This is a genomic window from Dellaglioa sp. CoH-55-MRSF-9, from assembly GCF_056782155.1.
In genome coordinates, this window is sequence record NZ_JBXAYG010000136.1 from 1 (window position 1) to 251 (window position 251).

The 251-nt window shown below is 65.3% G+C and carries 1 protein-coding gene; it reads right to left on the bottom strand.

Annotated features, from left to right (window positions below):
* Positions 1 to 72: 72 nt before the first annotated feature.
* Positions 73 to 246, bottom strand: a complete 174-nt coding sequence (locus AC1RPV_RS08085; RefSeq protein WP_481764249.1) for an L-serine ammonia-lyase, iron-sulfur-dependent, subunit alpha — start codon at positions 244 to 246, stop codon at positions 73 to 75.
* Positions 247 to 251 lie beyond the last annotated feature (5 nt).

Genomic DNA, 251 nt, shown 5'->3' on the forward strand with positions numbered 1-251 from the left:
GATTAGCGTCGGGCGCCATGTCCGGCGGCAATGCAGGGTATCGATCCACTCCGCACTACCGCCGGTCGGGCATCAGCACTCGACGATATTCACCGCCAGCCCGCCGCGCGACGTTTCCTTGTACTTGGTCTTCATGTCGGCGCCCGTCTCGCGCATCGTCTTGATCACTGAGTCGAGCGACACGTAGTGCGAGCCGTCGCCGCGCAGCGCCATGCGCGCCGCGTTGACGGCTTTCACCGACGCCATCGCGT

Bases quoted from the DNA above. Each gene is read 5' to 3' on its own strand.
- AC1RPV_RS08085 (WP_481764249.1), bottom strand. From the start codon at position 246: ATGGCGTCGGTGAAAGCCGTCAACGCGGCGCGCATGGCGCTGCGCGGC.